This is a genomic window from Listeria sp. SHR_NRA_18 (genome assembly GCF_003856515.1).
Lineage (GTDB): Bacteria > Bacillota > Bacilli > Lactobacillales > Listeriaceae > Listeria_A > Listeria_A newyorkensis.
Genome location: NZ_QPKR01000013.1, coordinates 1 through 23,716, shown reverse-complemented (window position 1 = coordinate 23,716; position 23,716 = coordinate 1). Strand labels below are relative to the sequence as shown.

The window sequence follows — 23,716 nt, the reverse complement described above, 5'->3', positions numbered from 1 at the left end:
ACAATAGCTGCAGTTAGACCGAAACTCACTTGTTTTACAGTCTTTCGATTTGGTCAAAATCAACTTCAACCGGTGTTTCGCGGCCGAACATGTTGACCATGACTTTCGCTTTTGCTTTATCGTTGTCGATTTCTTCTACTTTACCGGAGAATTCAGCAAACGGTCCTTCTTTGACCATGACTGTTTCGCCAAGCTCGAAGTCCGCTTCTTGACGGCGTTCGTTCATGCCCATGCTCTTCAGAATCCGATCCGCTTCTTCCGGAAGTAGCGCAGTCGGTTTTGAGCCAGCGCCTGCCGAACCAACGAAGCCTGTTACGCCGGGCGTGTTACGAACCACGTACCAAGAATCGTCCGTCATAATAATTTCAACTAACACGTAACCTGGGAAAACTTTACGCTTCAATGTTTTTGTTTTGCCGTTCTTTACTTCTGTTTCTTCTTCTTCGGGAACCATGACGCGGAAAATCTTATCCGACATCCCCATTGATTCCACACGTTTCTCCAGGTTTGCTTTGACTTTATTTTCATAACCAGAATAGGTGTGTACAACATACCAACTTTTATCCATTTGTCTCATTTGACCGCCACCAAATTGGGGTCATCCTCCTCTTTGATATTAATTTCAGATATAAAAACTACCCAAAATAAAAAACCCGAAAAACGTCCCGGGTTCTATCTCAATAATTGTATTATAGCATTCTTTGTTAAAAAAGCCTAGTATTATAGCATAAACTGAATAAGCATTTCGATTAAAAAGTCCACAACCATAAAGAACACAGCCATACAAGCTACAGCGATGATTACAGTAATCGTATACGTTCTTAATTCTTTACCAGTTGGCCACGTAACCTTGCTCATTTCAGACTTTACATTACGGAAAAACCTTGAAACTGCTGACATGTTATACCCCTCCAAATCCACTATTTTGTTTCGCGATGAAGTGTATGCTTATTACAGTGTCTGCAAAATTTCTTCACTTCTAACCGTTCTGTTCGCGCTGTGCCGCCGACACCAATGGAATAGTTTCGTGATCCACACTCTGAACAGGCAAGTGATGTTTTCTTTTTCATAATCACAATCAACTCCGCTTATTTCTATGCTTTTAGCGTCAAACTCTCCATTCAACACTTTACATCTATAATAATATACCATTAAATGCTGATTAGAGTCAAGACTGAAAAAAGCGTCTATCTCAAACCAATGGATTCCCAATTCGGTTACTAGCATCACAACGATTCATCCACTTGCTTCATCATCTTTTTCTTTACCCGCTGAATCGCGTTATCAATCGCTTTTTCTTTTTTATTGAAGTGCGCGGCCATTTCTTGATAGCTTTTGCCTTCTAAATATTGATAGAGGACTTCGCGCTCGAACTCACTTGTTACTTCTTCCAGTTTTTGTGCGACGCCTGCTAAATTCTCATTCTGAATCAGGAAATCTTCTGGAGTCATGGCTTCTTTTTCCGAAATGACATCAAGCAATGTCCAGTCAATCGCATCACCGTCTTCTACTGGTGTATCAATAGACACCGAACTGTTGAGCGCATAATTCTTCTGTCGCATCGACCGCTTGACCGCTGATAAAATTTGCCGATTGATGCAAATCTCTGCAAACGAACGAAAAGACGCTTCCCGATCTTCTTTGTAATCCCGAATCGCTTTAAACAGGCCAATCATACCTTCTTGAATCAGGTCATCGCGCTCTGCTCCTTGCAAAAAATACTGTGTGGCTTTCCAATAAATGATAGACTGATATGCCTTAAAAAAATGCTCAATGGCCTCCGTATCGCCTGATCTCGCGAGCTGCAACATTTTCATCTCTGCTTGTTTACTGTCATTTGTTTTCAATGGAACTCTCAGAAAGCCTCCTTTGTCACGCTTCGTATTTCCTTTGTAAATCCCATTATACAAGGGTTTCCGAGTGCTCGTCAATGACTATTTTCGGCCTCTTCGCAGCTTTTCCAAGGCCTGAATTGTCTCAAAATCGATATTTAGACCTGTTTTAGGCTGATTTTCCTGGATTTGCTTCACTTTGCGGGTGATTTGATGGGTCATTTCCTTAATTTCAAAAACTAATTCACGCGCCGAAACCCGTAACGCGCCCTGCCCAAAAATCGCCCACTGTTCCGTGTAATCACTCGTCGCGACCATGACTTGCGTTTTGACATTTTTGTATTCAATTGCTTTTTGCTCGATATATTCATCCGCCGTTTCATCTTCTTTTGTGAATACAATTTCGACTTTATTTTTCTTATATTTGCGCTCTTTGGCACGGACGTATTGAGCATCGAACACGACAATCACTCGGTAGCCAGTGTAACTCTGGTATTCCGCCATCCACTCCACCAGTTGATTGCGCGCCGACTCTAAATCTCCGGCTTTCAAACGCGCTAGTTCTGGCCATGCCCCAATGACATTATAGCCATCCACTAGCATAACGCGATTCATCTTTATTCACCGAGCGGCAGACGTTTACGATAAATCTCGTACATTAAGACACTCGCAGCAACCGATGCATTCAGCGACGTTACCGCCCCACACATTGGCAAATGTACTAGAAAATCACATTTCTCCCGAACGAGGCGACTCATACCAAAACCTTCACTGCCAATTACTAAGGCAAGCGGCATATTCGCATCCATCGTCCGGTAATCACTACTTCCGCTCGCATCCGTACCAAAAATCCACAAACCACGCTTCTGCAAATCTTCCATTGTACGGGTAATATTCGTCACACGCACCACCGGAATATGCTCAATCGCACCCGTCGAAGCCTTCGCAACCGTTTGCGTCAAGCCAACCGCGCGTCGTTTTGGAATAATAATTCCGTGCGCGCCAACCGCATCCGCCGTACGCATAATAGAGCCCAAGTTATGCGGATCCTCCAATTCATCCAAAATCATGAAAAATGGCATTTCCTCGCGTTCTTCCGCTTTCGCAAAAAGATCATCTAATTCCGCATATTGATATGCCGCCACTTGAGCCGCCACACCTTGATGCGAACCTTCTACTATTTTATCTATTTTCGATTTTGGCACGATTTGCACTTGAATTTTGCGTTCCTTCGCCGCACCAATAATTTGCTGCATACTTCCTTTTTGCGAGCCTTCCGCAATGAGAATTTTATGGATATCACGCTCTGATTTCAGTACCTCACTCACAGGATTCCGCCCAGCAATCCACTCTTGATCTTGCTCCATTTTGCCATTGCCTCCTTATTTCGCTTTAATAATTTCCGTCGCCAAATCCAGCCACTCATTCAAGCGCTCCGATTCGCCGCCCAAATATAAATAACCAATCACCGCTTCAAAAGCCGATGACAAACTATATGTCTGTAAATCCGTATTTTTCGGCACACTATTCGACTTCGCATTCCGACCACGCTTCGCAATTCGGTCCTCTTCCTCCGTCAAAAACGCCTTCGCGTACATCGCCTGCAAAATATAAGCCTGCGCTTTCGCCGAAACGTATTGCGTCGCTGTTTTGTGTAGCTGATTCGGCTTCGTCTTACCTTCTGCCAACAACAATTCGCGAATATGACGCTCGTATACCGAGTCACCCATATAAGCAAGCGCCAGGCCATTTAGCTGTTTATAATCCTTCACAGTCGCCATCCATTAACCCCTTTTCCAGCGCGTACCTTGAGCCGTATCTTCCAATATAATCTGCTTTTCCTTCAACATATCGCGAATTTCATCCGATCTCGCAAAATCACGCTCATTCCGCGCCTGAATCCGCTCCTCAATCAAATCCTCAATCTCTTCATCACTCAAACTAATATCCGCCGCGTCCACATCCAACTTAAATCCGAGCACATCCGCGAACAATGTCATCATCCCTAAAAATTCACGCAGAACCGTAATCGAAATCCGCTCATTCGTCAAATAAATATTCGCCCGTTTTGCCAATTCGAAAAAGACCGATATCGCGTTTGCCGTATTAAAATCATCATCCATCTCGTCCTCAAACTGGTGCATCAACTCCGTCAATTGCTCCAGCCAATCATCCTCTTCCGGCGTTCCAGAATAATCCTCTTCCGCCACCTGAATTCGGTGATCCACATTCTGATACGCCGTCCGCAACCGATCCAATCCATTTTCCGCGTCCAAAAGCAACGCCTCACTATAAGAAATTGGTCGGCGATAATGCACAGACAACATGAAAAACCGCACCACATTCGCATTATGCTTTTCCAGAACCTCATGCAACGTAATAAAATTCCCCAGCGACTTCGACATTTTTTCCCCATCAATATTCATATAACCATTATGCATCCAGTAATTCGCAAACGGCTTGCCCGTAAGCGCCTCCGACTGCGCAATCTCATCCTCATGATGCGGGAAAATCAAATCTTGCCCGCCTGCATGAATATCAATCGTGTCCCCGAGATATTTGCGCGCCATCGCCGAGCACTCAATATGCCAGCCCGGACGTCCCGCTCCCCACGGACTTTCCCACGAAATCTCGCCCGGTTTAGCCGCCTTCCACAACGTGAAATCAAGCTGATCCTCCTTGCGATCATTCGCCTCCACACGAATCCCGTGCTGCAATTCGTCCAAAGGTTGCTGTGACAATTTGCCATACTCCTTAAACCGCTTTGTTCGGAAATACACATCGCCAGCCGATTCATACGCATATTCCTTCTCAATCAGCGCGTCAATAAACGCAATAATATCATCCATATCCTGCGTCACCCGCGGATGGACATTCGCATCCCGCACGTTCAACTGATGCACATCCTCAAAATAAGCCCCAATAAAACGCTCCGCAACCTCAGGCACCGTAAGCTCCAACTCATGCGCCGCGCGAATCAACTTATCATCCACATCCGTAAAATTCGACACAAAATTCACATCAAATCCGCGATACGTCAAATAACGACGCACCGTATCAAACACAATAATCGGTCGCGCATTCCCGATATGAATATAATTATAAACAGTCGGCCCACAAACATACATCTTGACCTTCCCATCTTCCAGCGGCGTGAATGCCTCCTTCTCACGAGACAATGTATTAAAAATTTGCAAAGTCATTGTTCATCTTCTCCTTTTTGTGTATTATTTTTCAATTTCTCCAATTCCACTTCTATTTCAGTAAGTCTGCGCTTCAATTCCGCGACTTGCGGCTCCGTATGTTGCGTCACGCGCCCATTCAGCCGCACCACTTTTGCAGGAACACCCACAACCGTTGCGCCCAGCGGTACATCCTTGATAACCACCGCGCCCGCACCAACTTTTGCATTCTCACAAATCGTGATTGGCCCCAGAATCTTCGCACCAGCCGAAATCAGCGCCCCATTTTTCACCGTAGGATGGCGTTTCCCCTTATGCTTCCCCGTTCCACCGAGCGTCACCCCATGAAAAAGTACCACATCATCGCCAATCTCCGCCGTTTCGCCGATTACAATTCCAGCCCCATGATCGATAAATAAACGCCGTCCAATCGTTGCCCCCGGATGAATCTCGACATTTGTCAAAAAACGCGCCACCTGCGACAACCACTTCGAAAACACAACCATCCCGTGCCTATAAAAAAAGTTCGCAAACCGGTGCCACCAAATCGCGTGCAAACCCGGATAATTCAAAAACGCATCCACATACCCGCGCGCCGCCGGGTCATTCTCCAACACTGATTTCATATCCTCTTTCATGCGACTAGCCATTGTAATCCCCCCTCATCTACTCCGAATTAAAACGCAAAAAAAGACCCCTCAACAGAGACGTCTTCGCGTGGTTCCACTCTGATTCAAGTTTAGCGGTCCGTTCTTAGTAATCGGCGACAAGCGTTCGCACTCAGCCAGCTTTCCGAACTTCCGGTTCTTCTACGCTGCGCTTCGCATAACTTCTCACATGGTCGGGGAAACTACCCCTCCCTGTTTTCAGTTATCACGTACGCAAGTACGCTCCGCTTCCGGCTTTCGAAAAGCTGACTGACTTCAAACGCTTTCGCTCGATTTGCGTGAAAACATCATTCGGCGCTCCCTTCCCTTTAAAGAAGTTCCCTGCCCCATCCATGTTTCACATTAAGAATCTATCACCTAAACCTATCTCAATTGAATAACGGTCAGTCACCGCTCTGCGATACTCCAATTTTCCCGCAAAGATTCCGAGATGCATTTCAGAATACGCGCGCTAAGCCACTTCCAGCCAACGTAGCTCTCTCTATGAAGCCGCCATATTTCCTACTTCTTCTCATCAACATTTTAACTTATTAAGAATCATTGTACCACAGAAGCACACCCACCGCCATCAAAAATTACTTTTAAAATCATTCCTCATTTCGCCAATTCCACAAGCGTACCCCCAGCAATCCGATACACCGTCCAATCCTCCATCGGCTCCGCGCCCATCGCCAAATAAAAATCAATACTCGGCTGATTCCAATCCAGGCACCACCATTCCAACCGCCCGCATCCACGCTCCACCGCAATCTCCGCCAACCGCTTCAAAAAAGCCTTCCCAAATCCCTTTCCGCGCACAGTAGGTCGAACATACAAGTCCTCCAAATAAATCCCCGCTCGCCCAAGAAATGTCGAAAAATTGTGGAAAAACAACGCAAATCCAACCGCTTCCCCATCATATTCCCCGATAATAACCTCCGCCTTCTCCTTCACAAAAAGCCATTCCCGCAACATCTCTTCCGTCGCCACGACTTGATCCAGCATCTCCTCATAATCCGCCAATTCCCGAATAAACTCCAAAATAAGCGGCACATCCCGCTCCACCGCATATCTAAATTCCAATATTCTCTCTGTCATTCGCCATACCCCCAAAGCTGATTTTCTAACAATCTGATTATACACTATCTTCAGCTATCTCACCGGCAAAAAAGACCTACCCACAAAAATGGATAAGCCTCCCTCAAAAATACTATTTCGCTTCATTCAAACGATTTTCTAAGCGATTCACGACTTTTTCACGACCTAAAACTTCAATCGATTGTGGTAATTCCGGACCATGCATCTCGCCAGTAACCGCAATACGAATCGGCATGAACAAGCCCTTACCTTTCGCGCCCGTCGCTTTTTGCACACGTTTAATCGCAGCCTTCACTTCATCCGCAGCAAACGGCTCAATCGTTGCCATTTCTTCTTTAAACGCCGCCAAAACCTCCGGAACCTGCTCTCCCGCCAAAACTTCCTTCTCTTCCGCATCAAACGTCACGTCATCCGTGAAGAACATCGCCGAAAGCTCCACGATTTCCGCGCCATAACTCATTTGCTCATGATAAAGTGCCACAAGTTTACGAACCCAAGCCAATTCATCCGCGTCAGCAGTCGCCGAAACAACGCCTGCCTTCACTAAATGCGGCAAACTCAAATTCACCACTTGATCCAAATCTAATTTTTTCACATATTGGTTATTCACCCACGTCAACTTATGCGTATCAAACAACGCCGGCGATTTAGACAACCGCTTCGGATCGAAAATTTTGATAAACTCGTCTTTCGTGAAAATTTCCTCTTCGCCCTCCGGTGACCAACCAAGCATCGCCACAAAGTTAAACAACGCGTCTGGCAAATAACCCAAATCTTTATACTGCTCGATAAATTGAATAATCGACTCATCACGCTTACTCAATTTACGCTTGCTTTCATTCACAATTAGCGTCATATGGCCAAATACCGGTGGCTCCCAACCAAACGCTTCATAAATCATCAACTGCTTCGGCGTATTCGAAATATGATCATCACCGCGCAATACGTGCGTCATTTTCATCAAATAATCATCAATCGCTACCGCAAAATTATACGTCGGAATCCCGTCTTTTTTCACGATAACAAAGTCACCAATACCGTCTGATTCAAACGATACATCGCCTTTCACCATGTCATTAAATGTATACGTCTTGCCAGGTTGTACCGCATAACGAATACTTGGCTCCAAACCTTGCGCTTCTTTTTCCGCGCGTTGTTCCGCGTTCAAATGACGGCATTTCCCACTATAACGAGGCATCATACTGTTCGCTTTTTGCTCCTCGCGCTCTGCTTCCAACTCCTCAGCCGTACAATAACACTTATACGCCTTGCCTTCTGAAACAATTTGCTCAATCAGCGGATTATATAATTCTTGACGCTCACTTTGACGATAAGGACCATACTTGCCGCCCTTATCAACGCCTTCATCCCAATCCATACCAAGCCACGCCAAATTCTCTAACTGGCTCGACTCACCATTTTCGATGTTTCTTTTTAAATCCGTATCCTCAATGCGAATCACGAAATCCCCATCATTATGTCTTGCAAACAAATAATTAAATAACGCCGTACGCGCATTCCCAATATGCAAATGCCCCGTTGGACTTGGCGCATAACGAACACGCACTTTTTTAGCTCCACTCATATTTACCACTCCTTTATTTTTCTAAAAGTACAACAGCAAGGCTTGCGATTCCTTCGCCACGCCCTGTAAATCCTAATTTTTCAGACGTCGTTGCCTTCACGTTCACCTGTTCCGGCGTCGCGTGCAGCAACTCCGCAATCCGAGCTTTCATCGCGTCCACATAAGGCGCCATTTTCGGTTTCTCCGCTATAATCGTACAATCAATATTGCCCAACTTATAGCCATCCGCCTCAATCTCCGCCCAAACAACACGCAACAATTCCGCCGAATCCGCATCCTTATAAGCCATATCCGTATCCGGGAAAAAATGACCAATATCACGTTTGCCAACCGCACCAATCACCGCGTCCGTCACCGTATGCAACAACACGTCCGCGTCACTGTGCCCCAGCAAACCTTTTTCATACGGAATCTCAATCCCGCCAATAATCAACTTGCGGCCTTCCACTAACTGGTGCACATCATACCCTTGCCCCACTCGAATCATACCCGATTCCTCCATTTCTCCTGCAAAATCGCTTCCGCAAAAGCAACATCCTCTGGCGTCGTCACCTTCATATTATTGTAACTGCCCTCAACCATATGAACCGTCACACCAAGCCGTTCCACCAAACTCGCCTCATCCGTTCCTAAAAATTCCGCGGCTGCCGCAATTTCGTGCGCCTGCTTCAAAATTTCCGTCCGAAAAGCTTGCGGTGTCTGCACTTGCCATAACACCGAGCGGTCAATCGTCTCTTCCACCATACCATTACGCACCCGTTTCATCGTATCCTTCACAGGCATCCCACAAATCGTCGCGCCATGCACAGCAACGTCCGCCAACAACCGATCAATCATCGCCTGATCCACAAAAGGCCGCGCCCCGTCATGCACCAACACAACGTCCGCCATTTGACCACATTCCGCAAGCCCCTTCGCCACACTATACTGTCGCTCCGAGCCTCCCATCACAATCAAAATCTCCTTTTCCACATGAAGCGCATTAACCATTTCCTGCACATACGCAAGCTCATCTTCCTTGACCACAACGACAATTCGACAACAAGCATCATCCTCTAAAAACGTCCGAATCGTATGCAAAAACAAAACATGCCCCGAAAGTTCCAGCCACATTTTATTCCGTCCCAATTCCATCCGTTTTCCCTGACCCGCGGCCAAAAGAATCAATTCATATTTCATCTAGCATTACTCCTAAAGTCCAAATTAAGCCGGTTTTGCAAAAATCATCCGACCAGCAGAAGTCTGCAACACACTTGTTACTTCCACCTGAATCGTATCATTAATAAACTTGCGACCATCCTCAACAACAATCATCGTGCCATCATCCAAATAAGCCACACCTTGATTGTGCTCCTTACCGTCCTTCACAACGAGAACCGTCATCTTCTCACCCGGCAACACGACAGGTTTCACCGCATTCGCCAAGTCATTAATATTTAAAACCGCGACATTCTGAAACTCACAAACCTTATTCAAGTTATAATCATTCGTCACGACTTTCCCTTGCATCACTTTTGCCAGTTTCACAAGTTTGCTATCGACTTCCGAAATCTCCTCAAAATCGCCCTCATACATCTCGACCTTGATCGATTCCTCTTTTTGCAATCGGTTCAAAATATCCAAACCACGACGACCACGCGTCCGCTTCAATGTATCCGACGAATCCGCAATATGCTGCAACTCCGCCAAAACAAACAACGGAATCACAATCGTCCCGTCAAGGAATCCTGTTGCCAAAATGTCCGCAATCCGGCCATCAATAATGACACTCGTATCCAGAATCTTATACTCACGCGCTGCCGTAGCCTCTTCCTTCACTTCCTCAGGAGTCTTCTTCTTCACACCACGATTCGCAAATAAGTTGCCCCATTCCGCGCGCCTACTAATCCCAACCCGGAAGCCCAAATACCCAAGCACCAGCGTCAAAATAATCGGCACAACCGAATTCAAAATCGGAATTTTTGTCTGCGTCAATGCATTTCCCGCAAAAAAAGCAAGCACTAAACCAATCATAAGCCCCAGACCGCCATAAATAATCACTGTGTTAGAAGTGCTCGTAAGCCCATTCTCCAACCAGTTCAGAGCAGCAACAACATACTTCACCGCCCAAAAAGTAATAAGATAAAATATAAGTGCACCAACCAAAGCGTCTGTATAAGGATTATTAATGACAAAAATATGATCCACACCAACAGCTTCCCAAAGTTCAGGCAAACTAATCACGCCGATCGTACCGCCAATAATCATAAAACAAATTCTAATTACCCATTTCAGCATTATTTCTCCTCCTTTCCCATCTTTCTATTTATGTTCATACCCCTTCATTCTACACTACTTAAAGCCCCTACGGCAATTAAAACGAGTAGAAAATAAAAGGCCCTGTAAAGTTCACAAAAATAGTGACACAAAATCATTTTCCAGATTCCGCATCACTAAAGAAACAGTATTCTATTTCATCACAACTTCTCGCCTCGACCTTATTCTCTCCCATATATATAAGCTCATCATATATCCCGCTACAATAAAAACTACTTTTATAATCAAATAATACACTACCGGCGAATAGATGCCAATCATTCTGCAAACCGTATCAAACCCCAGTAAAACAAAATACTGCGTTCCAAGGAGAATAATAGCCTCTTTTCCAAATATCGTAAAAATGCCCGTTTCCTGTACCATTTGAAAAAGCAATACAGAAAACACAATCCCGCTTAAAGCAGTTAATACAAAAAGCACATAATTCGTCCCAAAATAATTATCATACATACTGACAAGCCTTGACCCGTTAAGCCAGAACATACTTCCAACGAGAAAACTACCAGCTAACGTTACAATCAACGTATACACGCCCAAGTTTCTTGATAATAATTTTAACACTTTATACTTCTTCGTCATGTTTCCTAAGTAGTAAAACAGAAAACAAGAAAACACAATCTGCAATCCAAATGGGAATTTGATACCCGTCTCACTCAGCAACCAGCCAACTATACAACTCAACAAAACAAGTAGCATTTGTATCCCTGTTCGTTTACTCCACTTACTAAAGAAATAATACAACACATCTAGGATAAATAAAACCACTAAAAACCATAACGGCGCATTCCACCCGACACTACCATTCAAGTAGAAAATACTTAGCAATGTACTTAAAGGATCCCGTTCCAATTGCCCCGTTGTAACATAATAAAAACTATTAATAAAAACCACAGAAATAATCTGAAACACAAAATATGGCACAAGTAAAGTCTTCCATTTTTTATAAAAATAATTCCCAGTCCCTTTCCCACGGAATAAAAATCCTGAGATAAAAAAGAACAATGGCATATGAAAAGAATAAATCAGTTTCATCAGTAACCCCGTGTATGCATAATCTGCTGACAGTACAATAGAATGACCAATAACAACTAAAATTATCCCATACGCTTTTAAATTATCTATCCAAGTCAGTCGTTGAGCCATTACTCCACTTCCCTCACATGAGTTTGTTCCATTTATAAATACCTACTCCACCATCTTGCATACAAATATATAAAGAATCTTTCGTTTCACCTTTTGTAGCATCTGCTTTTATAAAACAAAGTGAGCCTTGTTTATCTTCTTTTGCTGCTGGAAGTGCAGTTCTAGGATTCATCTTAAACATGAAGTCGATAGACAAAACAATATCTTTCCAAGCCAGTATGGAAGCTTCTTGACCATTACTATGGATGTGTTTAAAGTCGAAACCATATTTTGCAACGCCTTTATAGCCAGTTTTTAATATAAACTTTTGATTTGCCGCTTTTTCTTGAAGTGTAATGCCTGGATTCACTTTATTTAATAAAACATCATTTTGAACCGTCCAATTCTGAGAAGAACCATCATCAAAAGCACCGTAAATAATTGTAGCGACTCCTTTATCTAAAATATTTTGTGCCTGATTATTATAAATAAGTGTTTTCCTAGCCTCACTTCCCAATGTAATAGGAACGCTGTCACGAATGATGATATCCACGGCATAATTTACCTTAATTGGATATTCTCCTCTCAGACCATAATGCCTATTTTCAGATATAACTACATTCTCCATTTTATTGTATCGTAATATCTCTCCACCACTCGTCGTAATATCAGGCTCCCCCAGTATGCTGATGGCCTCTTCCTTAATATCTTCAAATGTATTTGATCCAATAAATATACCTTTACATTGCGTTTGATAATTCGTTTTAGCAGTAGTAATCAAAATGGCGGGAGAACTCATGATTGAAAATGAGTTGGCTTGTAATGTGATGCCTTGACAACCTGCTAATTGTAGGCCTGTTCTTTTAGGATACTCAGACCAGCTTTTATCACCAGCTAATATTTTAATTGTATTTAGATAACACTCATTCTGATTCTCCATTGAAATGAGTGGTTTTGTAGCCTTAGAAAGTTTCTCCGTCTTATTGATTATCATTAGGTCTTGAATAGTAGTTCCTTGCCCCACAGTTTCCGTTGGGGACACACCAATAGTATTAATTAATTTTATAGCTGTACTAAAAATATCTTCAAAATATAAACTCTCAAACCTATTTAAGTCATAGCCTTTATCCATTCGAATCATATCTGGCGGATTAGCTAATACAGAACTTTCTTTCCCCAAAAAACCAAGATTGCGAATTCTAATATTTCGTATATAGCTCCAATTCCATTCCGTCTCATCACCATTAAAAGCGAAATCAAATACAGTATCTCCAACAAAATTATTACTAGGAATTATTAACGTATTTACCGCCTGTTCTCCGATTATTTCTATACCATGATTCACAAATCGTATCGTTTTTGTGACTCTGTATTTCCCTGCCGGAAAGAACAGAGTACCTCCACCCTCTAGACCCGTCCACGAAGATTTACGTAGCATGCTTATCGCTTCTATAATTTTACTTGTATCGTCTGCTACCCCATCCCCAACGGCGCCTATATCTTTTACATTAATCAAAACCATAATAATCGCTCGCTCCATCCATAAATTATTCTATGTAACAATTTAAACATAACATATACATATTTTTAGTACTACGACCCCTTTTCTCTATATTTATACTTCTGGCTCTAGTTTTGTGACAACTTCATGAACTTTGATAAATTATATGCACGACAAAAAGACACCTGTAAACAACAGGAGCCTTTTTCATATTTCGAAGTATAATAATATATTTAAATTTCAGCTAAAATTACTTCGGCAACGCCTTACTCAGAGCATCTCCAAGCGTCGTCACCCCAATAATACTCACATCTTTCGGCAGCTTCCACTCCCCTTGATTGTTCGCCGGAATAAAGATCCGCTTAAAGCCTAATTTCGCAGCCTCTTGCACGCGTTGTTCAATCCGCGACACCCGTCTAATCTCACCAGTCAAGCCGATCTCACCGATAAAACAATCCGTACTTTTCGTAGGCTTATCATTACAACTCGATGCAATACTCACCGCCACCGCCAAATCAATCGCCGGCTCATCCAGTTTCACACCGCCAGCCGCCTTCAAATAAGCATCCTGATTTTGCAACAACAAACCGACCCGCTTCTCAAGCACCGCCATAATCAGCGACACCTTGTTGTGATCCATCCCCGTCGCCATCCGTTTCGCATTCCCAAACATCGTCGGTGAAATAAGCGCCTGAATCTCCACCAAAATCGGCCGCGTGCCCTCCATCGAAACAACCACCGTCGAGCCCGAAGCCCCGTCCAGCCGTTCCTCCAAGAAAACCTCCGACGGATTCGCGACTTCCACCAATCCAATATCGCGCATTTCAAAAATCCCGATCTCATTCGTCGATCCAAACCGGTTCTTCACCGCCCGCAAAATTCGGTACGCATGATGCCGCTCGCCTTCAAAATAAAGCACTGTATCCACCATATGCTCCAACATCCTGGGCCCAGCAATCGCGCCTTCCTTCGTCACATGTCCCACGATAAATACCGCGATATTGCCGCCCTTCGCGATTCGCATCAACTCCGCCGTACACTCTCGAACCTGCGACACACTTCCCGCCGCACTCGTCACATCCGGATGATACACCGTCTGAATCGAATCAATAATCACGAAATCCGGCTTCACATGCTGAATCGTCTGCTGGATCGCCTCCAAATTCGTCTCCGCGTACACATACAAATTATCCCCCGTCACAAGCAACCGCTCCGCCCGCAACTTCGTCTGTTTCACCGATTCCTCACCAGAAATATAAAGCACCCGTTTTCCCGTCGTCGTCAACTGCGCCGAAACCTGTAGCAACAACGTCGATTTCCCGATTCCCGGATCCCCACCAACAAGCACCATCGAACCCTGCACAACCCCGCCACCCAACACCCGATTAAGCTCCGGCATCTGCGTCAAAAACCGCGGTTCATTATCGCTCGTAATTTTCGTAATAGGCACAGCCGCAGCCGCTTCATCCGTATGCGTAAACGATGAGCGCCCCTTTTTCGTCGGCTCGAGCATCTCCACCATCTGATTCCAAGCCCCACAATTCGGGCATTTCCCCATCCATTTCGGCGACTCATATCCACATTCCTGACACATAAATTTCACACTACGCTTCGCTTTTGCCATTTTAAAAATCACCTTCCAAATTTCATATCTGTCCCTATTCTACCACACTTCCCACCACAAAAATCACCCAACATCAAAATTCCATTTCCAAGCCTGATTCTCCCGTTTTCGCGCAAAAAAAGAAGGCAATCACGCCTCCCATTTTTACAATATCTCAATATAACCTTCCGTTCCATGCACACGAATCCACTGTCCATCTTGAATCAGTTTTGTAGCCCCTTCCACGCCAACAACTGCCGGCAATCCGTACTCCCGCGCAATCACCGCACCGTGCGTCATGACCCCGCCAACTTCCGTAACCAGTCCTTTAATCGACACAAAAAGCGGCGTCCAACTAGGATCCGTGAAAGCCGTGACTAAAATATCGCCAGCCTCCAAATCCGCATCCTCCATCTTCAAAATAACCCACGCACGCCCCTCAATAGTCCCCGCCGAAACCGGCAATCCAACAATCGCGTCCTCTGGCATATTTTCACGCGCATAACTACCCGAAATAACCTCTCCATCCGACGTAATAATCCGCGGCGGCGTCAGTTTTTCATACACTTCATGTGCAACCTTACGCTCCTCAATTACCCGATATTCCACGTCACGCGTCGCAACCACATCACGAAACTCCTCAAAATGAAGATAGTACGCATCCTCCTTATCACGAAGAATCCCCAATTCCACTAACTTCCGAGCCTCCCGCATCAACGCCTGCTTATAAATAAAATACCGACTAATCATCGCATATTTTGGATACTCCCGATAGCCCATAAAATTCCGAATCAGACCAATCACACGCTCCGTCTCACCCGCCTTCCACGCACCATCCGGCAAAACGCGTAACCGCTCTAAAACATTCCGCTCTTTGTCCAAAGCCTCGCGCCGACCTTGCTCAAATTTCTCCACACTCGCGCCAGCCTCAAAGTTTTTAATATTACTCAAAATCATCGGAATCAGCGTCGTCGGCTTCTCCATCCAGCGCGCTTTCGTCACATCAATCTCGCCCGCACAACGCATCCCATATTTACGGAGATAATCCTGAATCGTATCCACGACTTCCGACCCACCATCAAAACGCTCCAATTCAGCCAAAAAGTCCTCCTCCGTCACATCCCGCAAATACGCAACAATCTCCGGAAACGGCCGAATCCTATCCGCAACATCCAACAACGCCAATCCCATTTCCGACGTAATATTGTTCGGCACCGACTGAGAAATCGCGTCCGCCACATTCTTCTCACCCAGCCACGCCTCCATTTTTTCATTCAGCCAAGCCGAAGCCTCCATCGCCGTCATGAAAACCGCGCTACTCCGAGGATCCATCAAATACTGCTTCAACACCTGAAAATCCGCCACGATAAAATCAAAAACATCCGTCCCCGATTTCGTCTCCATTTCACGCGCCGACTCCGCAATCGAAGCCTCGCTATCCCGCATCAACGCCGCCGGAACCTCCGGATCATTTTCCATCCGCGCCTCAAACACGTCAGAAACCTCCACGTCAACACTCGGCGCAGCCACATCACCCGGCACAGCCTTAATAAAATCACGCGCTATAATCGTCTCAAACGCATCTTTCATCAACGGATCCGACTGCCCCAAATTATTCACCAAATTATCACGCCCCGCCGAAGTCGCCAACATCCCCGTAATATCAACAAACAATCGTCCACCAGCAACACACATTGGCGCAGGCGTCGTCATCAAATAAAAATCCGAACCTAGCGGCTTCATCGCATCCGTCATCATTTGCTGATGCCCAACAGACACGTACACATGATTCCCCTGATCCCCCGCCTCCGGAATCGGATAAAGCGTCGTAATCGCACGACTTTGCACGATATAAAAATCATCCCCGACCAAACACCACTCTATATCCTGCGGGCACCCAAAATAAGCCTCAACCAACCGCCCAATCCGCGCCAATTCCAAAATCTGCGCCTCCGTCAACGTTTGCATCCGCTGCTGCGCCACATCCAATTCCAGCGTCTTTGTCCCACCAGCCACGAGTCCATAAATAGCCAGCTTCTTAGTCGCAATCACCTTTTCAATAACCGCACCGTCACGCACCCGGTAAGAATCCGCCGAAACCAATCCAGAAACCAGCGCCTCCCCCAATCCAAAACTCGCATCAATAGACACCACTTTTCGGTCAGCAGTAATCGGATCAGCCGTAAACAAAATCCCCGAAGCCTCTGGAAAAACCATCCGCTGAACGACCACCGACAAATAAACACCCCGATGATCAAACCCATTTTGCATCCGATAAATAACCGCCCGATCCGTAAATAAAGACGCCCAACACTTCCTAATATGCTGCAAAATCGCGTCCACACCAATCACATTCAAATACGTATCCTGCTGCCCCGCAAAAGAAGCAGAAGGCAAATCCTCCGCCGTCGCACTAGAACGAACCGCATACGCATGCTCCGCGCCAAACTTAGAAATGTAATCCGTCACAGCTCGCGAAATATCCCGAGGAATCTCTAACCCGACAATAAGCTCCCGAATCTCGCCGCTGATTTCGCCAATTTGCTCTCGATCATCCACACGGAGCGAATCCAAACGCCCCACTAAATCATGATACCGCTCATTTTCATCAACAGTCTTCTGAAATCCCACCGTTGTAACACAAAAACCTTCCGGCACACGAATCCCGTCCATTTTTGCTAGTTTACTCAGATTCAATCCTTTTCCACCAACTAAAAAAAGCTGCGACTCCTCTATCTCCTGAAAACCGAGAACCAATTCACCCATCATACATCTCTCCTCGCCGTTACTATACGCTTCATTCTAGCAGTAATTTTTAGGAATAAACAGTCTATATTATTACTTTTTTTCATGCTATAATTAAAGTAAGGAAAGGTCACAAAACGCTTTTCGGATCTGGAATCAGTCCAACCAAAGGATGCGGTACATACAATTCCTCCAAATAACGCATCTCAGAAAGCGTCAACTCAATATCAAGCGCAGCCACCACACTCTCGAGATGGCTTTCTTTTTGTGCACCAACAATCGGCGCAACGACTTGATCCTTATTCAACAACCAAGCGAGCGCAATCTTATCCCGCGTCACACCATGATTCACCGCAACTTCCGCCAATCGCTCCACAATTCCACGATCCGATTCCATCATCCCATCATATTTCGAATGTTGCACCTGATCCGTCTCCGAACGCAGACTCGTTTCCGACCAATCACGCGTCAAACGACCAGAAGCAAGCGGACTATACGGCGTCAACGCAATTTTTTCATCCCGACAAAACGGCACCATCTCACGCTCCTCCTCCCGATAAATCATATTATAATGATTCTGCATCGAAACGAATTTCGTCCAACCATTGCGCTCCGCCACACGCTGCGCCTTCTGGAACTGCCACGCATACATCGCACTCGCCCCAATATACCGAACCTTCCCCGACTTCACCACATCATGCAGCGTCTCCATCGTCTCCTCAATCGGCGTATCATAATCCCAACGATGAATAATATACAAATCCACATAATCCGTCCCCAACCGCTCCAAACTATGATCAATCTCACTCAAAATTGCCTTCCGAGAAAGCCCGCCACCATTCGGCTGCCCAGGACGCATAATCTGATGCACTTTCGTCGCCAACACAATATCATCCCGATTCGCATAATCTCTCAGCGCACGCCCAAGAATGTTCTCACTCTCACCCATCGAATAAATATTCGCCGTATCAAAAAAATTAATCCCTAAATCAAGCGCTTTCTTAATCACCGGCCGACTACGCTCCTCATCCAAAACCCACTTATGCGTCCACTTCTCCACATCACCAAATCCCATCGCACCCAAACAAATCCGCGAAACATCCATACCCGTATTACCAAATTTCACATACTCCATCTATATTCCCCTCCAAAAAAGTTATTTCATCTCATCAAGTATAAACCTTAAAGTCCACTCCAACACAAGCAAAAAGAATAAAAAAGCGATGAGAACCCAGTTTCAGATTCCCATCACTTTTCAAAATTTCACTCACTCCGATTTAGCAGGCTTAGCCGTCTTTGCTTTAGGTTTCGCCTTCGCTTTTGCCTTCGTAGCTGTTGTCGTCGTTTTCTTCTTAGGAATCGCTGCTTTCTTTTTCTCCTTCACCTGAACCGTTAATTCACCAGCTTTAGTCCCAATCACGACCGTATCACCAACTTTAACCGTTCCACGCAACAACTCTTCCGACAAACGATCCTCGACATTTTTCTGAATCGCCCGTTTCAACGGACGCGCACCATACTCCGGATCATAACCATCCTTCGCAATTTTAGCCTTCGCACTCTCCGTCAAACTCACATGGATATTGCGCTCGCCAAGACGCTTCGTCAACTGTTCCGTAAGCAATGTCACGATTTGTTTCAATTCCTTATCATCCAGCGAATGGAAAACGATCGATTCATCAATCCGGTTAATAAACTCAGGACGGAATGCCTTTTTAAGCTCCTGCAACATCCGGTGCTGCATCGCCTTATGGTCCTTCGTCATATCAGAAACGTTGAAGCCAACCGACTTATCATCCTTCAGCTCCTGAGCCCCAATATTCGACGTCATAATAATAACCGTATTTCGGAAATCCACAACCCGCCCCTTAGAATCCGTCAAACGCCCATCATCGAGCACTTGCAACAACATATTAAACACATCAGGATGCGCTTTTTCAATCTCATCTAAAAGTACAACCGAGTAAGGTTTTTGGCGAATTTTCTCCGTTAACTGGCCGCCCTCTTCGTAACCAACATAGCCTGGAGGAGCCCCAACAAGACGCGCCGTCGAAAATTTCTCCATATACTCCGACATATCAATCCGAATCATCGCTTCCTCATCACCAAACATCGATTCAGCAACCGCTCGCGCCAATTCCGTCTTACCAACACCAGTAGGTCCTAAGAAGATAAACGAACCAATCGGACGCTTCGGATCCTTAAGCCCCGCACGCGCACGTCTCACAGCTAGAGAAACCGCCTTAACAGCTTCCTCTTGACCAATTACACGCTTATGAAGTAAAGACTCCATATTCAACAATTTATCCGTCTCCGTCTCGCCTAGCTTCGTAACCGGAATACCCGTCCAACTTGCCACAACCTCAGCAACAATCTCCTCCGTTACCTCACTATTATCCTGACCTTGTTTCGCATGCCAATCCTTCTTCTTCTCCGTAAGCTCACGTCTTAACCGCTGTTCCTTATCACGCAATGACGCAGCTTTCTCGAACTCTTGACCTTGCACCGCCGCATCCTTCTCTTTTTTCAATTCAGCCAAGTTCGATTCCATTTCCTTCACATTTGCCGGCGTCGTATAAGCCTTCAAACGTACCTTCGAACCCGCCTCATCAATCACATCAATCGCTTTATCTGGCAAGAACCGATCCGAAATATAACGATCCGACAATCTAACCGCAGCCTCAACCGCAGCATCCGTAATCGCAACCCGATGATGCGCCTCATAACGATCCCGAAGCCCCCGCAAAATTTGAATCGACTCATCCACAGTTGGCTCCTCGACACGAATCGGTTGGAAACGTCTTTCAAGCGCTGCGTCCTTTTCAATATACTTCCGATACTCATCAAGCGTTGTCGCACCAATACATTGCAACTCACCACGAGCAAGCGAAGGTTTCAAAATGTTCGACGCATCAATCGCACCTTCCGCGCCACCAGCACCAATCAACGTATGCAATTCATCAATAAATAAAATAACATTCCCAGCTTGGCGAATCTCGTCCATCACCTTTTTCAAGCGATCTTCAAATTCACCACGATATTTCGTTCCAGCGACAACCGTTCCCATATCGAGCGTCATCACACGTTTCCCGCGCAACGTCTCCGGCACCTCATTATGCACAATTTGTTGCGCCAACCCTTCCGCAATCGCCGTTTTACCAACACCAGGCTCCCCAATCAAAACCGGATTATTCTTCGTCCGGCGACTGAGCACCTCAATCACACGCTGAATCTCCTTCGAACGCCCAATCACAGGATCCAAATTCTCTTCCCGTGCAATCACCGTCAAGTCCCGCGCCAAGCTATCCAAAGTCGGCGTCGCTTGCGTATTCGTCGAACGACCAGAAGCCGCCCCGTCCCCGCCACCAAGCAATTGCAATACCTGTTGACGCGCCTTATTCAAGCTCACACCCAGATTTCCAAGCACACGAGCCGCAATACCCTCACCCTCACGAATCAGGCCAAGCAAGATATGCTCCGTCCCAACATACGTATGACCAAGTTTCCGCGCCTCATCCATCGACAACTCAATCACTTTTTTCGCACGCGGCGTATATTGAATCGTTTGAACAGCAGTCTCACCCTCGCCGATCAAACTCTCTACTTCCTTTTGCACCTTGTCCGAACTAATTCCAAGCTCATATAACGCCTTCGCAGCGATACCCTCACCCTCACGAACCAATCCCAACAAAATATGTTCCGTTCCCAAATTGCTATGTTTCAATCTCATAGCCTCTTCCTGTGACAAAGCCAATACCTTCTGCGCTCTTTGTGTAAATCTCCCAAACATCATGGTAGTTTCCTCCTCTAATTTTCGAAGCCTAGTATGTATCCAAAATTTCTCGGATAGCCGCAGCCCGAATCACTTTTTCTTCCAATTCATTCATATCCCGCTGCGCAAACTTTCGTAAAAAAGCTGGTTGCGAAAATAATATCAGTTCATTGACCTTTTGACTAGGTATATGCTCAATATATCCCATCTGCACACCCAGCCGCAAATCAGAAATAGCGTCCGCAGCCTCTTTCTGCGCCAATATCCGACTATGTTTCAACATCCCATATGCTCTGAAAATTCTGTCCTCCATCACAATATGGAATTTTTGTTTCAATTTGGTTCGGCAAACCCGTTCCTGCATAATTACCTGCTCCATCACATCCGACAAATCCTGCACAATCTCCAGCTCCGTCTTCCCCAATGTCACCTGGTTTGAGATTTGAAAAATACTGCTCGCAGGCCGACTTCCCTCCCCATACATTCCTCTTACCACAAAACCGTACCTTCTAATCGCTTCTATCGTTTTTTGTAACTGTTTTGTTGCAACCAATCCCGGCAAATGCACCATCACAGAAGCCCTCAGACCCGTCCCAACATTCGTCACACACGTCGTCAAATACCCCAACCGCTTATCAAAAGCATAAGGCATTTTCCCCTCAAACGCATCATCCAACTTAAAAGCCGCATCCAACACCTGCTCCAACTGAAGCCCCGGCGCCAAACACTGAATCCGAATATGATCCTCCTCATTAAACATCACACTCGCCTTTTCATCCTCGCTAATCATCACCGCACCAAACTCATGCCGACGCATCATCTCAGGACTAATCAAGTGCCGCTCCACCAACATCCCGCGCTGCAACAACGACAAATCCCCCATCTCCAAAAGCGGAAATTCATCATCACCAAACACCTCACGAACCCGCTCCAAAAGCTCCAAACCAGCCCCAGAAAAATTCCAGTCCTTAAAGTTCCGAGCCAACCTCACTCGCGAACTAATTACAACATCACTCTCCGGCCCGTCCGACTTCAACCAAGAACTCAGCACTGGCTCAAATAAATGCTCATTCCCCATCCAAACCAGCTCCATCCTCTTTCAAAGCCCTAATCTGATCCCGAACAACCGCAGCCTCCTCAAAAGCCTCCTCAGCAACCAGTGAAACAATCCGGTCCTGCAAAACCCGCAACTGCTCCTCCACCGCCAAAACTTCCTTCTCAGCCAGCGGAACCTTCCCAACATGCCCCTTATTCCCATTTTGAGCCCGCTCCACCATCTGCATCACATTCTCCGCAAACTTACCATAACAATGCTCACAGCCTAATTTAGAAGAATCCATCACCGCCTGTAAAGACATCCCACAATACTCACACTCCAGCATCTCGACATCTTTTTCCGGCGTCTTCTGCAATAAACTCAAGAAGTCCACACTATTCTCAGCCACCTGCTCCTCCATATAAGCCATACTCTGCGCCTCCGCACACCCCTTACACAAAAATACCGAGAAAGTCTGGCCATTAAACTCATGCCTAATTTCAATATTCGCCTCATTCTCCCCACAACTCTGACAAATCATAAAACGCCTCCTACTCGTATTTCAATGCCTCAAGCATCGCCTCAAGCATCCGACTTCGAATAATATCACGCTCCGGTAAAGGTAATGCAATCACATTCCGATCCATCGCAGCCAGCATCAAACGCGCCTCTCTCTTCGAAACAACCTCTTCCTCCAACAATCTGAGTAAAACATCCTCCGCAAAGTTCTGCGACACCTTCTTCTCATGCACCATCACAATAATGGCATCTAACAACTGTAATTTATCATTCATCTTCACCTTAATAATCCTAATATAGCCACCACCACCACGCTTACTCTCAACCAAATAACCACGTTCCATCGTAAAGCGCGTATTAATCACATAATTAATCTGCGAAGGCACACATTGAAACTGATCCGCCATCTCGCTCCGCTTAATCTCAACAGCCTCACTTGCCTCCAGAACCTGTTTCAAATAAGCCTCAATAATATCCGATATATTCTTCATAAGGATGCACTCCTTTCATTGCACTGACTTTGACTATTTTTGACTTTAATTATACTAAAAAAAAGAGCCTAATTGCAAAGAATTAGCTCTCAAAAAAAGAAAACACCAAACCTTATATCGTTTAGTGTTTTCAAAATATGTACATTGCCCGGCGACGACCTACTCTCACAGGGGGAAGCCCCCTACTACCATCGGCGCTGAAAAGCTTAACTTCCGTGTTCGGGATGGGAACGGGTGTGACCTCTTCGCCGTAACCACCAGACAATG

23 protein-coding genes and 1 rRNA gene are annotated in these 23,716 nt (G+C 45.5%); all 24 read right to left on the bottom strand.

What is annotated here, in order from left to right; all coding sequences use genetic code 11:
• Window positions 1-34 precede the first annotated feature (34 nt).
• The 24 genes from nusG to rrf all read right to left on the bottom strand — a co-directional run bounded on the left by nusG (window position 35) and on the right by rrf (window position 23,711).
• Complete coding sequence (nusG, locus tag DUK53_RS15275; protein ID WP_036094394.1) at window positions 35-568, bottom strand: transcription termination/antitermination protein NusG; 534 nt, start codon at window positions 566-568, stop codon at window positions 35-37.
• Window positions 569-720: 152 nt separating this feature from the next.
• Window positions 721-900, bottom strand: a complete 180-nt coding sequence (gene secE, locus DUK53_RS15270) for a preprotein translocase subunit SecE (protein ID WP_036071365.1) — start codon at window positions 898-900, stop codon at window positions 721-723.
• A gap of 20 nt (window positions 901-920) precedes the next feature.
• Complete coding sequence (rpmG, locus tag DUK53_RS15265) at window positions 921-1,070, bottom strand: 50S ribosomal protein L33 (protein WP_077912489.1); 150 nt, start codon at window positions 1,068-1,070, stop codon at window positions 921-923.
• Window positions 1,071-1,226: 156 nt separating this feature from the next.
• Entirely contained in the window at window positions 1,227-1,847 is a 621-nt protein-coding gene (locus DUK53_RS15260; RefSeq protein ID WP_255309571.1) for an RNA polymerase factor sigma-70, read from the bottom strand.
• Window positions 1,848-1,934: 87 nt separating this feature from the next.
• Window positions 1,935-2,447: an NYN domain-containing protein gene (locus DUK53_RS15255; protein WP_036094397.1), complete on the bottom strand. Its 513-nt coding sequence runs from the start codon at window positions 2,445-2,447 to the stop codon at window positions 1,935-1,937.
• Between the two features lie 2 nt (window positions 2,448-2,449).
• On the bottom strand, window positions 2,450-3,199 hold the full coding sequence (rlmB, locus tag DUK53_RS15250; RefSeq protein WP_036094398.1) for a 23S rRNA (guanosine(2251)-2'-O)-methyltransferase RlmB: 750 nt from the start codon (window positions 3,197-3,199) through the stop codon (window positions 2,450-2,452).
• Window positions 3,200-3,214: 15 nt separating this feature from the next.
• Complete coding sequence (locus tag DUK53_RS15245) at window positions 3,215-3,613, bottom strand: Mini-ribonuclease 3 (protein ID WP_036094400.1); 399 nt, start codon at window positions 3,611-3,613, stop codon at window positions 3,215-3,217.
• 3 nt (window positions 3,614-3,616) lie between these two features.
• Window positions 3,617-5,035, bottom strand: a complete 1,419-nt coding sequence (gene cysS / locus DUK53_RS15240; protein ID WP_036094401.1) for a cysteine--tRNA ligase — start codon at window positions 5,033-5,035, stop codon at window positions 3,617-3,619.
• Window positions 5,032-5,664: a serine O-acetyltransferase gene (gene cysE, locus DUK53_RS15235; protein WP_052165064.1), complete on the bottom strand. Its 633-nt coding sequence runs from the start codon at window positions 5,662-5,664 to the stop codon at window positions 5,032-5,034. The genes cysS and cysE overlap by 4 nt, the downstream gene beginning before the upstream one ends.
• 612 nt (window positions 5,665-6,276) lie before the next feature.
• Window positions 6,277-6,759, bottom strand: coding sequence for a GNAT family N-acetyltransferase (locus tag DUK53_RS15230; RefSeq protein WP_077917930.1), 483 nt, complete (start codon window positions 6,757-6,759; stop codon window positions 6,277-6,279).
• A 112-nt stretch (window positions 6,760-6,871) separates the two neighbouring features.
• On the bottom strand, window positions 6,872-8,344 hold the full coding sequence (gene gltX / locus DUK53_RS15225) for a glutamate--tRNA ligase (protein ID WP_036133349.1): 1,473 nt from the start codon (window positions 8,342-8,344) through the stop codon (window positions 6,872-6,874).
• Window positions 8,345-8,357: 13 nt separating this feature from the next.
• On the bottom strand, window positions 8,358-8,831 hold the full coding sequence (ispF, locus tag DUK53_RS15220) for a 2-C-methyl-D-erythritol 2,4-cyclodiphosphate synthase (protein WP_036094404.1): 474 nt from the start codon (window positions 8,829-8,831) through the stop codon (window positions 8,358-8,360).
• Complete coding sequence (gene ispD, locus DUK53_RS15215) at window positions 8,828-9,523, bottom strand: 2-C-methyl-D-erythritol 4-phosphate cytidylyltransferase (RefSeq protein WP_036094406.1); 696 nt, start codon at window positions 9,521-9,523, stop codon at window positions 8,828-8,830. Before ispD ends, ispF begins: the two co-directional genes overlap by 4 nt.
• Before the next feature lie 24 nt (window positions 9,524-9,547).
• Window positions 9,548-10,621: a PIN/TRAM domain-containing protein gene (locus DUK53_RS15210; protein WP_036094407.1), complete on the bottom strand. Its 1,074-nt coding sequence runs from the start codon at window positions 10,619-10,621 to the stop codon at window positions 9,548-9,550.
• 171 nt (window positions 10,622-10,792) lie between these two features.
• Window positions 10,793-11,803: an acyltransferase family protein gene (locus DUK53_RS15205; RefSeq protein ID WP_052165062.1), complete on the bottom strand. Its 1,011-nt coding sequence runs from the start codon at window positions 11,801-11,803 to the stop codon at window positions 10,793-10,795.
• Between the two features lie 13 nt (window positions 11,804-11,816).
• Window positions 11,817-13,322, bottom strand: a complete 1,506-nt coding sequence (locus DUK53_RS15200; protein ID WP_077917931.1) for a glycosyl hydrolase family 28-related protein — start codon at window positions 13,320-13,322, stop codon at window positions 11,817-11,819.
• A gap of 211 nt (window positions 13,323-13,533) precedes the next feature.
• Window positions 13,534-14,907: a DNA repair protein RadA gene (gene radA, locus DUK53_RS15195; protein WP_036133346.1), complete on the bottom strand. Its 1,374-nt coding sequence runs from the start codon at window positions 14,905-14,907 to the stop codon at window positions 13,534-13,536.
• 144 nt (window positions 14,908-15,051) lie between these two features.
• Complete coding sequence (gene ppsA / locus DUK53_RS15190; protein ID WP_036133343.1) at window positions 15,052-17,652, bottom strand: phosphoenolpyruvate synthase; 2,601 nt, start codon at window positions 17,650-17,652, stop codon at window positions 15,052-15,054.
• 109 nt (window positions 17,653-17,761) lie between these two features.
• Complete coding sequence (locus tag DUK53_RS15185; protein WP_036133340.1) at window positions 17,762-18,766, bottom strand: aldo/keto reductase; 1,005 nt, start codon at window positions 18,764-18,766, stop codon at window positions 17,762-17,764.
• A gap of 132 nt (window positions 18,767-18,898) precedes the next feature.
• On the bottom strand, window positions 18,899-21,424 hold the full coding sequence (locus DUK53_RS15180; RefSeq protein WP_052165061.1) for an ATP-dependent Clp protease ATP-binding subunit: 2,526 nt from the start codon (window positions 21,422-21,424) through the stop codon (window positions 18,899-18,901).
• A 28-nt stretch (window positions 21,425-21,452) separates the two neighbouring features.
• Window positions 21,453-22,481: a protein arginine kinase gene (locus DUK53_RS15175; RefSeq protein WP_036094417.1), complete on the bottom strand. Its 1,029-nt coding sequence runs from the start codon at window positions 22,479-22,481 to the stop codon at window positions 21,453-21,455.
• The gene (locus DUK53_RS15170) at window positions 22,471-22,980 is read right to left on the bottom strand and encodes a UvrB/UvrC motif-containing protein (RefSeq protein WP_036094418.1); all 510 of its coding nucleotides are present in this window, start codon (window positions 22,978-22,980) and stop codon (window positions 22,471-22,473) included. The genes DUK53_RS15175 and DUK53_RS15170 overlap by 11 nt, the downstream gene beginning before the upstream one ends.
• Before the next feature lie 10 nt (window positions 22,981-22,990).
• Window positions 22,991-23,449 carry a CtsR family transcriptional regulator gene (locus DUK53_RS15165; RefSeq protein ID WP_036094421.1) on the bottom strand — a complete coding sequence of 153 codons (459 nt, stop codon included), beginning with the start codon at window positions 23,447-23,449 and terminating at the stop codon, window positions 22,991-22,993.
• Between the two features lie 146 nt (window positions 23,450-23,595).
• Window positions 23,596-23,711: ribosomal RNA gene (gene rrf, locus DUK53_RS15160) — 5S ribosomal RNA — on the bottom strand.
• Window positions 23,712-23,716 lie beyond the last annotated feature (5 nt).